This is a genomic window from Sphingorhabdus sp. (assembly GCF_046292425.1).
In the GTDB taxonomy this organism is placed as follows: domain Bacteria; phylum Pseudomonadota; class Alphaproteobacteria; order Sphingomonadales; family Sphingomonadaceae; genus Sphingorhabdus_B.
Genome location: NZ_JBKBQV010000070.1, coordinates 1 through 13,811 on the forward strand (window position 1 = coordinate 1; position 13,811 = coordinate 13,811).

The window sequence follows — 13,811 nt, forward strand, 5'->3', positions numbered from 1 at the left end:
TGAAAATGCTCAAAACCGATGGACCGGTGGCAGTTGAACCACATATCGAAGATCCCGAAAATTCGGCTATTTTCAGCGAATATCCAAAGCTGCTTAAGGACAAGACACTAATCCATTTGATAAGCGACACGTTGCGGCTTGTGGTCGTGTCATCAGGTACACTTGATCCCCATGCCGTCGAAGAAGTGATGGATAATGCAATCAAAAACCATCATCACCATTGCATCAAGCCAGCCGATGGACTGCAAGGCCTTGCCGACGCGCTCCCCGCGCTTGGCATTGTCGCCGCTGTGTTGGGGGTTGTTAAAACGATGGGGTCGATTGACAAGCCACCTGCCATTCTGGGTGGCATGATCGGATCGGCGCTGGTGGGCACATTCTTGGGCGTCTTGTTGGCCTATGGGCTGGTTGGCCCCTTTGCTAACCGCGCGCGGCAAGTCATCGAGGCGGATGCGGCAATTTATCATGTCGTGAAGCAGATGATCATCGCCTCGCTTCACGGCCATCCACAGCCATTGGTGATTGAAGCTGCCCGTTCGGGTATCGAACATTCGAACCAACCCAGCTTTGCAGAAGTCTTTGACGGGATGCGAGGGCGGTAATGGCGAAGCCAACCGCGCCGGTACGTCCGGTCATTGTCAAAAAAATCATCGAGGCACCGCATGGGGGACATCATGGCGGCGCTTGGAAGGTTGCTTATGCCGATTTTGTGACCGCGATGATGGCGTTTTTCCTGTTGATGTGGCTTCTTGGCGCAACAACCGAGAAGCAGCGCAAGGCTCTGGCGGATTATTTCTCTCCTACCTTGATCACAACCAAACAGGAAAGCGCGGGGTCAACGAGCTTTTTTGGTGGCGATTCCATAACCTCTGTCGACAAGTTCGTCCAGCGGGCCGGGCAGACAAGCACAAGAAGCATGACCATACCGCGTGACGCAAAAGGTGGTCCAAAGGAAGCATCGGGCCTGGGTCAGGACAAGGCTAATTTCAGAGATCTGCGCGAGCGGCTGATGCGGAAGGTCGCATCTGACAAGTCAATGAGACGATTTGCGCGCAATCTGCGATTTACAGAAACACGCGAAGGCATGCGGATTGACCTTATCGACGAAGCGAACTTTTCAATGTTCATTTCGGGCACTGACATCCTGACACCCGATGCCATCAAGCTGTTGAGCCAAGTCGCCGACACGCTGCGCGGTTTACCTAATGGCTTAATCATCCGGGGACATACTGACGCGCAACGCGTTTCCGCTGCGTTGGGTACAAACAATTGGCAAATTTCATCAGCCCGCGCAGAGGCAACCCGGGCCCATTTAGTACGGTCCGGGATATCTGACTCCCAGTTCTTGCGCATTGAGGGCGTCGCCGACCGCGAGCCGTATTTTCCCAAGAATCCTTATGACCCAAGAAATCGACGCATGTCGATTACACTCGGCTGGCGCACCGTCTCTTAACCATTTTTGTTGTTCATAACGGATGTAATCCATTGTAAAATAGCATTTTTTACACTTAAATGCACTCCATTTCGGAACAAACGCCAATTTCCGGGTATCTTGTTAGCATTCTGTTTACAGTCTTCGCCAAATGAGAACCAACACGTTCTAATGTTGGGAAAATTTGATGAACTCAAGTAAACTCGCGGTCAATTCGGCCACGGTCGCGTCGATGGCCATCGAAGAATATTTGATCGGCGACAGTCCGCCTATGGTCCATCTGCGGGATATGGTGCGGCGTGTCGCGAATTCATCCGCCTCGGTGATGATCTGCGGCGCGTCAGGTTCGGGCAAAGAGGTCGTCGCTCGCGCTATCCATGAAACCGGCGTTCGGGCATCCCAACCCTATGTCGCGCTAAACTGTGGGGCTATTCCGGCAGAACTGATTGAATCCGAATTGTTTGGCCATGAGCGCGGCGCGTTTACCGGCGCGCAGGCGCGACGTATCGGTCATTTCGAAAATGCGGACAAGGGCACGCTCTTCCTCGACGAAATCGGTGACATGCGCTTTGATATGCAAGTCAAACTACTACGCGTGTTGGAGGACGGGTTGGTATCGCGCATCGGCGGTAACAGTGCGCTGCCAGTCGATGTTCGGATTATATCGGCAACACATCAGGATATTGAACGCGCTATCAGCGAAGGCCGTTTCCGGGAGGACCTGTTTTTCCGGCTAGGAGTCGTCCTCTTGCAGGTACCTACGCTTGCCGAACGGGCGGAAGACATACCTCAATTGATTGCCCATTTTCAGCGCAACAAAAAAATTGCCGCCCAGTGCCATTTCGATCGCTCGGCGATACAACGACTTCAGGCGCACAACTGGCCGGGTAACGTCCGTGAATTGCGCAACATCGTTGAGCGCGCAGGCGTATTGTTTCAGGGTGAGGCTATCGATGCCTTCGGCGTTGACCAGCTACTGGGACGCTCAGCGCCCCGCTTATCGCCCACACCCCGAATTGCGCCAAGGCCCGATCCTGTCCCCACGCCGCCACAAATTTGGGACGCACCTATTGACCTAAAGGCGCAAATCGAAAGCATTGAATTGGAGCGAATTCAAACGGCGCTTGGACGCGCCGATGGTGTTATTTCAGAAGCCGCGCGGCTGCTAACACTAAAACGCACCACGTTGATTGAAAAAATGCGTAAATATGGCGTGGATCGCGTGGCGCTTCAGTGAAATTCGACCATCGGCTTTTCTTCACGCTTACGGATTTGCCGGTCCTGCTTTCTGGATACCACCTTATTTTCGTCCGGTATGGCGCGTTCTGCCTCGATGACCGTGACGCCAACTCGCGCGACGCGTACCGCTGCCCGTTTTAGGTTCGCAGCCTCACTGGCGCCGGTGACAAAACCCAGTAAAAGAATGACGTGCTTCAACATTTAAGTTCTTAGCCGCTCATTTATATCGAAGAGCAAGAGCGAATAAGGGTTAATTTTTTTGACATTGACCGAAATTACGACCAATTGTCCGCCAGGTTTACCGCTGTGCCAAATTGCGACAACGTATTGCGTACACTCTTAACGATAATGTCTGTTGCGCCTACCCACTGGCTTTGCTACGGGCCGCCTCCTACCTGTCTAGGCGCGTGCGGCCATGGCGGAATTGGTAGACGCGCAACGTTGAGGTCGTTGTGGGCGAAAGCCCGTGGAAGTTCGAGTCTTCTTGGCCGCACCAGACAGCTGGCATCTTCAGAGAGCAGTCATGCCGGGGCGGCGCTGAAATGTAACGCAGAAGCCGCAAAGCCGCGTTATCTGCAAGCGGTGCGCATTGCTCCAGACCCTGCGGTCATTTCGTCACATCCGAAAAGTTTTCTGAAACCTTAGTCGCCAGCTTCCAGCCAAGGGCATCCCCATTTCGCCCTCTAGTCTGCAAGTGCGTATGCATTATTTTACGAATTTGAGCTGAATCCTATCCGGCAAGTTTCGTATTTTCAATTTGGCTGCAGCCACTCTGCACGTACACAGTGTTGAGCTTCAAACTGGTGCTGAAGAATAAGCCGCCCTGTGGCGTTCAAAAAAGGACCTTCTAACTCTGCGTTAAAAGGTCCGTTTGAGGCTATGCGCATGGTTCACCGGCTGCCGTTTCCAGCAGCCAATGATAAGAATTCAGTTACGTATAACGCACCCGTAAGGTAGGCGCGGCTTTGCGGCGCATGGAGAAGCCAATTCCAGCCATTCCAAGTAGCATCAACATCCACGTAGTCGGTTCTGGAACGGCCGCTACAGATGAAAACGCCAGGTTTCCTGAAAATGCCGCATTGCCACCTGACGTACCGGTAACGTTCAACACATTGGTTGCGCCAGCTATCAGGTTTTGGTTCAACAGATTGCGGAATTCCTGAGTGCCTGTCGATAAGATGTTGAAGTTAATTCCGTTAAACGTGACTGAAGAGAAGTCGATATTGGTCAGGGGATTTGTTGTTGCAACAGATGATATATCTACACTGGTAATATTAAACCCTGCAGGGGTTACAAATTCAAACGACCGCGTAAACGTACAAGGTGCGGTAGTCGCACAAGTGACATCGTCATCACCAAATGTTCCACTAGGCCCGGTGATCGTTATAAATTGCGCCGCGTTGGCGCTTGTGGCGAACATTGATGCGGCTAGCATGACCGACGCGATCGACGCTTTTTTCAAAAGTTTCATTTTTCGTTCCTCGTAAACAGTTGCACTGCTTAAAAGTCTGCCCACTTTTAAAATCGCTCGCGTGAGCGATAAGAACCTAACCGTGTATTAACTATAAGGTTCCCAAAAAAATTGACTGGTTTATTTGTTTGTTATCAGTGCTTTAGTACTGATATGAATGTATCGCTCTATTAGATGACGGCGTGGGTACCCTTACACCGATGCGGAAACATCCAAGTTATTATGAAAACGGACTGGTCATCGTGACGATTTGGTTTCGATGACGTTTTCAAGTGGGCAATCAAGTCGCCATGAGAATCCAGATGGGGCGAATTCTGTCGTCACGTCGCCAACCAGGCTCATTCTGACCACGTCGCCTGTAATCGTCGAGCCAAAGCCGGTGCGCTCGGGCGGAATTACCAAGGGACCAAGACGCTCGCTCCAGTCAATGACCAGGCGATTGCCGTTTGAAGCCTGAAGCTTACACCAAGATAACGTTATGCAACCTGTGTCATTTGATAGCGCGCCGTATTTGCTAGCATTTGTTGCCAGCTCGTGAAGCGCCATGCCAAGTGTTTGAACCGCAGAGGCAGACAAGGTGATTGGATCACCGGATATGTTGATGCGGTTACCTATAAGATCCTTGTAGTGGCTAAGCTGCGCCCTCGCCAGAATCTCGAGTTCCACGCCCATCCACTCGTTCTCGACAAGTACATCCTGACCCGCAGCCAATGACTGAATACGCGCTGAGAATTTTTGAATGAAATCCGCATGGTTTGCGCCGTCGGTCTGACGGGCTACCGACATCACTACAGCCAGCAGATTCTTGGCACGGTGATTTATCTCTCCCATAAGGAGTTGTACGTGACTATCCCGGTTTTTCTGATCGGTTACATCAAGGTTGGTGCCCACCACCCATTCAGTTTCGCTATCCGGGTTGGCACGGGCTATCTCGGCAGCGCGAATGTGCCTAATGTTGCCGTCGGCACGCCGCAGTATCCTGAATTGCCTTTCGCTTGGCCCGCCGTTGCTGGCAGTCTCTTGTAAAATGGCTCTTTGTTCCTCGACATCGTCAGGATGGATGTTTCCAATATAGTCAGTGAAATGCATTACCCCTTCCGGCGTCGGCGGGGTGCCGTACAGCTCAAACATAGTTTTGTCCCAATGGACCTGCCCGGACGGGACGTGCCATTTCCAAAGTCCGATGCCCGCAATTTCTGTGGCAAGCCGGGTTTGCAATTCGCTGGAACGCAGATCATCAAGGGCTTGCTTGCGCTCTACGCCCTGCTGCTCCAGTTCGAGGAACATCTCTTCCTTAGCGCTGGCCAGCTGTTGGTTAATTTCGCGTTCGAGGAGCAACTGCTTGTTGGCCTTTTGCATACCATCGACCAGAAACAGATCTGTTGCGACAACAAACCCGTAAAAGGCAAGCGCGACCTCCGCGCCATCAGTCGCAAATGATCCTCTTGGGTTTAGAAAATAATACCACGCGACGGCCCCGCACAATAAGGCAGACAATATCCCTAATCGTGCACCAAACAGAAACGCAGTTATAATTACAGCCGGAAAAAATGTGACGTAAGGAAACCCTGTTGGCAACACAGGGTCGGCAATAATCCGAACCAGCCAAGCTAGTGCGAAAATGGCAACTGTTATTGCCACCCCGAGGGCGGGGGTTCGCTCACAGATAGGAAGCAACTCAATCCAACGTGTAAGGCGAGCACCATTTTCGTGCTCCTGAACTACTTCCGCCATAATCTTCCTCACTGGTGAATATGTCACTGTTCACGACCGGACGATGGCTGGTTTCAAGACCTACGCAGCAGGGCTAAAAGCTTCCAAAGATGATGTGTGCATAATCGTGTAACGCTGGAACCCGACGCGGACTGCCCTGCGCCGGGTCTCACAGCCTGAATATCAGGCCTTTGCTTTCAGGCTTTCTGCGACTTGAACGCCATGCCTTTCAAGCGCCTCGACGATCTTGCCTGCGCCCTCCAACTCGCCCCAGAACATGGGCCCGCCGCGATAAATTGGCCATCCATAGCCATAGATCCAGACGACATCGATGTCAGACGCGCGCTGGGCTTTGCCTTCTTCAAGGATTTTATAGCCTTCGTTGACCATGGGATAGAGTGTGCGTTCAACGATCTCCTGATCAGCGATTTCGCGCTTCGGCAAGTTTGACGTCGCACGAAATTCTTCGATGATGGCAAGTGCCTCGGAACTTGGTGTCCCGACGCGCTTCTCATCATAGTCGTAAAAGCCCTTGCTGTTTTTCTGGCCAAAACGGCCCGCAGCGCACAGCGCGTCACGAATAGTCTCAATTCTTGAAGGGTCACGGTGCCAACCAATGTCGAGTCCCGCCAAATCGCTCATCTGGAATGGCCCCATGGGCATGCCGAAATCGGTATGCACCTTGTCGATCTGCGCAGGTGTTGCACCCTCTAGTAATAACTGCATTGCCGGTTGCTGCCGTGTAGATAACATTCGGTTGCCGATAAAGCCGTGGCAGACCCCCGCCACAACTGCGACCTTGCCGATTTTCTTGCCAATCGCCATCGCGGTAGCGAGAACGTCAGGCGCGGTCTTGTCGCCGCGCACGACTTCGAGCAATTTCATGACATTGGCTGGCGAGAAGAAATGCATGCCGACCACGTCCTGCGGACGAGAGGTGCTGCCCGCGATTTCATCGATATCGAGATAAGAGGTGTTTGAGGCCAGGATCGCGCCGGGCTTGCAAATGCGATCCAGCTTGCCAAAGACCTCTTTCTTGACGTCCATGCTTTCATACACGGCTTCAATGACAAGGTCGCAATCGGCGAGATCATTCAGGGAAAGCGACGGCGTCAAAAGACCCATCATTTCTTCGACTTGTTCAGGCGAGAAGCGGCCCTTTGCTGCGCTATTTTCGTAATTTTTGCGGATTACGCCGACACCACGGTCGAGATTTTCCTGAACCATTTCGACGATGGTCACAGCGATGCCCCTGGACAGGAAGTTCATCGAAATGCCACCGCCCATGGTGCCAGCGCCGATAACGCCCACTTTCCTGATGTCGCGCAACGGAACGTCTTTTGCCAAGCCATCGATCTTTGCAGCTTGCCGTTCGGCGAAGAACATGTGCCGCTGGGCCGCAGATTGCGATCCGCCCATAAGCTTCATGAACTCGGCGCGTTCAAACTTCATGCCTTCTTCAAAAGGCAGCCGCGTGGCTGCTTCGACACATGCAAGGTTGGCATATGGCGCTTCAAAGCCTTTCCACTTCTTGGCATTGGCGGCTTTTAGCTGTTCGAAGATTGCAGTATCTCCGCCCAATGGACGCTCGCGAGTTGGCCTTGGTCCGAGGGAAATCAATTCCCGCGCGTAAGCAATGGCGTCGTCGGTGAGACTATCTTCACCTGCCAACCGGTCAACGAGGCCAATCGATGCTGCTTTGGTGGCCGACAGCGGCTCACCAAGGGAGCACATCGTGGCGGCAGCCTCTATCCCGACGACGCGCGGCAGCCTCTGCGTCCCTCCGGCACCCGGTAACAGGCCGAGTTTCACTTCTGGCACACCGAGCCGCGCAGAGGGCACAGCGATACGGTAATGACAAACCAGTGCGGTTTCCAGACCTCCACCCAAAGCCGTGCCATGAATGGCCGCGACGACCGGCTTGCCAGCAGCTTCAATCATGTTCAGTACCGCGTTAAAATCCGGGCCTTGGGGCGGCTTGCCAAATTCGGTGATGTCGGCCCCCGCTATAAACGTCGATCCAGCGCAGCGCAGAACAATGGCCTTGACGGCGTCGTCAGCCAACCCTTGTTCAAAACCGTCCTTGAGCCCCTGACGCACGTGCCATGACAATGCGTTGACAGGGGGATTGTCGACAAGAACGACGAGCACGTCATCGATTTTTTGGGTGGTCACTGATTGCATGGGCTACTCCTGATATTCTGGGTCGGCTCAAGCAAAGCCGAGTATCGAACGATATATAGTTCTCGGCCACAGTCCTAATAGGTTTTTCCGGTGATTTGCAATCCCGCTGCTTCACGGCTTTTGGTCTTGTTAACGATATTTATCATTCAAAATGTTAGTTACTCGTCCTGCATAGAGAGAGCATGAAAATTGATATGGACCAATTTCGCGATCCTTCGCTTGGCCTGGGATCCTTGCCGGACGATAGCGACCAGCCTGATCGCCGTGAACAAGCGCGTAACGTAAAGGTGATGCGTGTGGCCCGTCTGAAGGATATTCAGCTGCATGCTGAATGCTTGGGCATGGTGCGCGATGTCTCGTCTGGCGGTATGATGATCGATGCGCATTTCCCGCTTGAGATAGGTCACCACATTTCCATCGCCTTGCTAGACGATCAGGAACTAACTGGCGAAATTGTCTGGCGCGAGGGGCGGACAGTCGGCATCAAATTTAACCATGAAATTGCAGTGGAGCGTATACTCGCGAAACCGGCAAGAAAGATCGACGGCCAGCGCAGCCGGCTTCCGCGCTTCCAAACTTGTAAGCCGGCACGCATTACCTACGACAATCGCGTTTACGACGCGGTGCTGTCCAACATCTCTCAGCGCGGCGCAAAGTTGCTCTGCGACGCAGCCCCTAAGATGAATAGCAAGCTTGTCATCCGCATTGATGCCAGTCACTCGGTCGCCGCGACCGTAAAATGGCGCAGCGGGCGGTTATTAGGTGTAGAATTCCACCGCCTGTTACCCTTGGCTGAGCTTGCTGACTGGATTGCCCAAAATTAATCCAATGTGTGATTAATCCTTCAAGCTTTGGATAATCGCCGAAAAATCCAACCCGCCTTTGCCCGCTGCGTCGAAGGTTTCGTAAAGCTCGGTCGCCCGCGCCCCCATCGGCACATCGGCATTGACTGAACGCGCGGCTTCCATCGCCAGTTTCAAATCCTTGAGCATCAGCGCTGTCGCAAAGCCGCCGTGATAGTCATTGTCGGCAGGCGAAGTTGGCCCTACGCCCGGTACTGGACAATAGCTGGTCATTGACCAGTTCTGTCCGGAAGCCTTGGACGAAATATCGTAGAAGGTCTGGAGATCGAGACCAAGTTTTTCCGCCATGGCAAAGGTCTCGCAGGTCGCGATCATCGAGGCGCCCAGCAGCATATTGTTGCAAATTTTCGCCGCCTGCCCTGCCCCCGACGCGCCAGCGTGGATTACCGCCTTGCCCATCGCTGACAAAATCGGCTCCGCGCGCCCAAAAGCTGAATCTGTGCCACCAACCATGAAGGTCAGCGTCCCATTATTGGCCGCAGCTATCCCGCCAGATACCGGGGCATCAATCATGTCATAGCCAGCAGCGACAGCATCAGTTGTAACATGGCGCGCGGTGTCCACATCAATGGTTGAACAATCGAGCAACACGGCACCCTTGGGGGCGTGGCCCAATACGTCATTTTCAAAAACGCTTGCGACGATCTTGCCATTGGGCAGCATAGACACGACTGCGTCCACGCCATCGACAGCTTCACGCACCGAAGTAAAGGTTGCGCAGCCATTTTCCTTTGCGCGCGTGAGTGCGTCAGACGACAGGTCAAATGCATTCACCTTGTGTCCCGCCTTCACAAGGTTCGCGGCCATGCCGCCGCCCATATTGCCAAGCCCGATAAATGCAATTTTCATATGCCCTACCCCATTGTTGGAATGACGAACGCGTTGGCTGCGTCACCGACGCCGCCATCTGGCCAGCGTTGTGTGATGGTCTTGACCTTAGTCCAGAACTTCACGCCTTCCATGCCATGCTGGTTGGTGTCGCCAAAGGCAGACCGCTTCCAGCCGCCAAAGCTGTGATACGCAACTGGCACCGGGATTGGCACGTTGATACCGACCATGCCGACATTGACGCGCGCTGCAAATTCGCGCGCGGCATGACCGTTGCGCGTGAAGATCGCAACGCCATTGCCATATTGGTGCTTGCTCGGCAGTGCGAGCGCTTCTTCGAAGTTTGCAGCGCGCACCATTTGAAGCACGGGGCCGAAGATTTCTTCCTTGTAGCTTTCCATGTCAGTGGTGACATGATCGAACAGGGTTGGGCCAATGAAGAAGCCTTTCTCATGCCCCTGAAGCGTAAATCCGCGGCCATCTATTACCAGTTCTGCGCCTTCATCGACGCAGGTCTGGATCCAGCCTTCAACCTTTTCCTTGTGGGTTTGCGTAACCACTGGGCCATAATGCGCCTCGGCGTCGGTCGAGATGCCAATACGCAATGCTTCAATTGCCGGGATCAGTTTCGCCTTCAGGCGTTCAGCAGTTTCATCGCCCACAGGGACAACAACCGGAAGCGCCATGCAGCGTTCGCCAGCCGAACCAAAGGCCGCGCCAGCAAGGTCGTTGACCACTTGATCAAGATCGGCATCAGGCATAACGATACCGTGGTTCTTCGCGCCGCCCATGGCCTGCACGCGCTTGCCATTGGCGACACCGCGATTGTAGACATAATGCGCAATGTCGGAGGAGCCAACAAAGCTCACCGCGCCAATCGCAGGATGGTCAAGAATGGCATCGACCATTTCCTTGTCGCCATGCACGACCTGGCAAATGCCTTCGGGCAATCCAGCCTCGATAAACAGTTCGGCCAAACGCACGGGCACGCTTGGATCGCGCTCGCTTGGCTTGATAATAAACGCGTTACCCGTCGCAATTGCAACGCCGCTCATCCACAACGGAATCATTGCAGGAAAGTTGAATGGCGTAATGCCTGCACCAATACCGATTGGCTGGCGCATCGAATATACATCAATGCCGGGTCCTGCGCCCTGGGTATATTCACCCTTCAACACATGCGGAATGCCGCAGCAAAATTCGATAACTTCCAACCCGCGCTGAATGTCGCCCTTGCTATCGGCAATGACCTTGCCATGCTCGCTACTCAACATGTGCGCCAGATCATCGATATTGGCCTCAACCAGCCGTTTGAATTCAAACATCACGCGGGCACGGCGCTGCGGGTTGGTCATCGCCCAGGCAGGTTGCGCCGCCAGTGCCGCCTGCACCGCACGCTCAAGCACCGCTGCGTCGCCCAAGGCCACCCGCGCCTGCACCACGCCATTGTTCGGGTCCATGATATCGCCAAAACGTGCCGAGCTGGCACCTGCCCCGCCGCTGATGAAATGATCGATTTGACGCATGTATCTTCTCCTGATTCCTTGGGCAATCCATGCGCCCGTCAGTAGATTATTGCAACCATGGCTTATTATATTTCAAATCAGCGCGGCGATGCATATATGGGCTTCTCAACAGCCGACACGCCATAATTTCCTCATTTCAGGAGCCTTCATGATTAGCTTTTTGGTTCGGACATCCGCACTGGCTATCGCCGTCGGCACGCCTGCAGCCTATGCGCAAGCTGACGCCTCTGAGCCGCTCATCGTCGTCACGGGAAAAGGCTTGGACCAGACGAAGGGTGATCCAGCCTATGGCTCGGTTGAAATTGATCGCGCGCGCCTGATCAGCGAGGCTTCGGGACGCATCGAGAATGTCCTTGCCGACGTCGCGGGCTTTCAGCAATTCCGCCGTTCCGATAGCCGTTCTGCCAACCCGTCAGCGCAAGGCGCAACGTTGCGCGCGCTTGGGGGCAATGCGTCGAGCCGAACACTCATATTGCTCGACGGCGTGCCTCAAGCCGACCCTTTTTTCGGCTATATCCCTTTTAGCGCCATTGCGCCCGAGCGACTATCCTCTGTTCGCGTGACGCGCGGCGGCGGCAACGGTGCCTTTGGTGCAGGGGCAGTGGCGGGCACCATTGAACTTAATAGCGCTGGCCGCAGCGACTTGCCTGACGCATCGCTATCGGCTTTTTATGGCAGCAACAATTCAACCGAACTGTCTGCCGGCCTAGCGACCGATCTTGGAGCTGGCTTTGTAAGCCTGTCGGGCCGATGGGATCGCAGCGACGGATTTTTCACCACGCCTGCCACCACGCGTCAGCCAAGTGATGTGCGCGCGGCTTATGATAGTTGGTCAACCGGATTGCGCGCCGTAGCGCCATTGGCGGATGGCGTCGAAATGCAGTTTCGCGGTTTGCTCTTCCAGGACAATCGCACCTTGCGATTTGCGGGCGCTGACAGCAGCTCCGCGGGGCAAGACGCAAGTATCCGCATCGTGTCGCAAGGCCAGTGGCAAGTCGACGCATTGGCATATGTGCAGGCGCGCAACTTCACCAATGTGGTGATCAGCGCGACATCGTTGCGCAAGACGTTGGACCAGCGAAACACCCCATCGACTGGATTGGGGGGGAAAATCGAAATCCGCCCTCCCGTTGGCATCGATCATCAATTGCGCATTGGCGCAGATGCCCGCTTGTCCGAAGGCGAATTGTTTGAGGATGCCTACAGCCAGGTCACAGGCCTTGTGACGGCGCGCCGCAATGCCGGCGGCAATACGGCCACGCTTGGCGTATTCGCTGAGAATGACTGGAACGTGGGCGCATTGACGCTGACCGGTGGCATTCGTGCCGACCGTTGGACCCTCGACAATGGCTTTTTTGCCGAGCGCTCCGCCAACGGCACCGTCATACGCGATGACAATTTTGCCGATCGCGCAGGCTGGGAAACAAGCGCACGGGTTGGCGCGCTGTATGCAGCGGGCAATGGCTTTGCCTTGCGGGCTGCTGCCTATACCGGTTTTCGCTTACCAACATTGAACGAGCTTTACCGGCCCTTCACCGTATTCCCGGTTGCCACGCGCGCCAATGCTGCGTTGGAAGTTGAAAATCTGCGCGGTGTTGAAGCAGGGTTTGACCTGCGCCCGACCAACGGCGTCTCTTTCGGCGCCACTGTATTTTACAATCGCTTAAACGATGCCATCGCCAATATCACCATTGGCAACAATCTGCGTCAGCGCGGCAACGTGGACGCTATAATTGTGAAAGGCGTTGAACTTTCTGGCGAAGCAGCATTCGGCGAAGTGGCGATTTCGGGTTCCTACGCGTTTAGCGACAGCAAGGTGCGGGCATCGGGTAGCGCGATTGGGCTAAATGGCCTGTCTCCAGCGCAAAGCCCGCGCCATGCCGCCAACGCCACGGTGCGCTGGACGCCAAGCACGGGAGCAGTGTTCTCTGCCACCGCCCGCTATGTCGGTGCGCAGTTTGAGGATGATCTGGAGAGCAACATCCTCCCGTCGGCAGTGACGCTCGACGGCTTTGCGCAAATCCCGCTGAATAAGCAGGTCGCATTGACTGGCCGCGTTGAAAATATCCTCAACGAGGCCGTCGTGACACGTAAGGTCGGCACGTCGATCGACCTCGGCACCCCGCGCATCTTGTGGATTGGCCTGAAGTTCACGACACGCTAGACCGCGCCGCCTACCCCATCAGCCCCAGAACTGCTTCGAGGCGATCTTTGCGCCTTCGGACAGCGCTGCCATCTTCGCCCAAACCACGCTGCGGTCGACGCTGCCCGACCCAACATGGATGCTGAAGCCGCAATCTGCGCCTGCCATAACATTATCGCGACCAACAAGATGGGCGTAGCGCGCGATCCGCTGGGCGATGAGTTCAGGATGCTCGATATAGTTTGACTGGCACTCAATTACACCGGGGATAAGAACTTTGCCCTCGGGCAGCTTGATGTCTTCGAACATCGCAAATTCATGCGCGTGGCGCGGGTTGGCACCTTCGATCAGCACGGTCTGCGGCTTGGCGGTCCAGACGATATCGGCAATCTCACCCAAGGCCACGTCGCAG

Annotated in this window: 11 protein-coding genes, 1 tRNA gene and 2 pseudogenes; 7 read left to right on the forward strand and 7 right to left on the reverse strand. The window is 54.7% G+C overall.

Going from position 1 to position 13,811, the window contains the following annotated elements:
* From ACK4S7_RS11980 to ACK4S7_RS11995, 4 genes and pseudogenes are all read left to right on the forward strand, one after another.
* A partial coding sequence (locus tag ACK4S7_RS11980; protein ID WP_409647165.1) for a MotA/TolQ/ExbB proton channel family protein occupies nt 1-602 on the forward strand: 602 nt, incomplete at its 5' end.
* Nucleotides 602-1,453, forward strand: a complete 852-nt coding sequence (locus ACK4S7_RS11985) for a flagellar motor protein MotB (RefSeq protein ID WP_409647168.1) — start codon at nt 602-604, stop codon at nt 1,451-1,453. The genes ACK4S7_RS11980 and ACK4S7_RS11985, both read left to right, overlap by 1 nt.
* 229 nt (nt 1,454-1,682) lie before the next feature.
* Nucleotides 1,683-2,186, forward strand: a pseudogene (locus ACK4S7_RS11990) (sigma-54 factor interaction domain-containing protein); the annotation flags it as partial.
* Nucleotides 2,187-2,363: 177 nt separating this feature from the next.
* Nucleotides 2,364-2,669, forward strand: a complete 306-nt coding sequence (locus ACK4S7_RS11995) for a helix-turn-helix domain-containing protein (protein ID WP_409647195.1) — start codon at nt 2,364-2,366, stop codon at nt 2,667-2,669.
* On the opposite strand, the gene ACK4S7_RS12000 is transcribed toward ACK4S7_RS11995, so the two are convergent.
* The gene (locus ACK4S7_RS12000) at nt 2,663-2,872 is read right to left on the reverse strand and encodes a hypothetical protein (RefSeq protein ID WP_409647171.1); all 210 of its coding nucleotides are present in this window, start codon (nt 2,870-2,872) and stop codon (nt 2,663-2,665) included. The genes ACK4S7_RS11995 and ACK4S7_RS12000 overlap by 7 nt on opposite strands.
* A gap of 208 nt (nt 2,873-3,080) precedes the next feature.
* On the opposite strand from ACK4S7_RS12000, the gene ACK4S7_RS12005 reads away from it, so the two are divergent.
* Nucleotides 3,081-3,167, forward strand: a tRNA-Leu gene (locus ACK4S7_RS12005).
* Nucleotides 3,168-3,602: 435 nt separating this feature from the next.
* Here ACK4S7_RS12005 and ACK4S7_RS12010 read toward each other — a convergent pair.
* The 3 genes from ACK4S7_RS12010 to ACK4S7_RS12020 form a co-directional block, all read right to left on the reverse strand.
* Nucleotides 3,603-4,142: an FxDxF family PEP-CTERM protein gene (locus ACK4S7_RS12010; RefSeq protein WP_409647174.1), complete on the reverse strand. Its 540-nt coding sequence runs from the start codon at nt 4,140-4,142 to the stop codon at nt 3,603-3,605.
* A gap of 237 nt (nt 4,143-4,379) precedes the next feature.
* A complete protein-coding gene (locus ACK4S7_RS12015) occupies nt 4,380-5,876 on the reverse strand; it encodes a sensor histidine kinase (protein ID WP_409647177.1) in 1,497 nt (498 codons plus the stop codon).
* Between the two features lie 162 nt (nt 5,877-6,038).
* Nucleotides 6,039-8,039, reverse strand: coding sequence for a 3-hydroxyacyl-CoA dehydrogenase NAD-binding domain-containing protein (locus ACK4S7_RS12020; protein ID WP_409647179.1), 2,001 nt, complete (start codon nt 8,037-8,039; stop codon nt 6,039-6,041).
* 182 nt (nt 8,040-8,221) lie between these two features.
* Between ACK4S7_RS12020 and ACK4S7_RS12025 the strand changes: the two genes are divergently transcribed.
* The gene (locus ACK4S7_RS12025; RefSeq protein WP_409647182.1) at nt 8,222-8,863 is read left to right on the forward strand and encodes a PilZ domain-containing protein; all 642 of its coding nucleotides are present in this window, start codon (nt 8,222-8,224) and stop codon (nt 8,861-8,863) included.
* A gap of 12 nt (nt 8,864-8,875) precedes the next feature.
* On the opposite strand, the gene mmsB is transcribed toward ACK4S7_RS12025, so the two are convergent.
* Both mmsB and ACK4S7_RS12035 read right to left on the reverse strand, forming a co-directional pair.
* The gene (gene mmsB / locus ACK4S7_RS12030) at nt 8,876-9,751 is read right to left on the reverse strand and encodes a 3-hydroxyisobutyrate dehydrogenase (protein WP_409647185.1); all 876 of its coding nucleotides are present in this window, start codon (nt 9,749-9,751) and stop codon (nt 8,876-8,878) included.
* Nucleotides 9,752-9,756: 5 nt separating this feature from the next.
* Nucleotides 9,757-11,256, reverse strand: a complete 1,500-nt coding sequence (locus ACK4S7_RS12035) for a CoA-acylating methylmalonate-semialdehyde dehydrogenase (protein ID WP_409647188.1) — start codon at nt 11,254-11,256, stop codon at nt 9,757-9,759.
* Between the two features lie 148 nt (nt 11,257-11,404).
* On the opposite strand from ACK4S7_RS12035, the gene ACK4S7_RS12040 reads away from it, so the two are divergent.
* A complete protein-coding gene (locus tag ACK4S7_RS12040; RefSeq protein WP_409647191.1) occupies nt 11,405-13,420 on the forward strand; it encodes a TonB-dependent receptor plug domain-containing protein in 2,016 nt (671 codons plus the stop codon).
* An 18-nt stretch (nt 13,421-13,438) separates the two neighbouring features.
* Here the strand turns inward: ACK4S7_RS12040 and ACK4S7_RS12045 are convergent.
* Nucleotides 13,439-13,811: pseudogene (locus ACK4S7_RS12045) on the reverse strand (epoxyalkane--coenzyme M transferase); the annotation flags it as partial.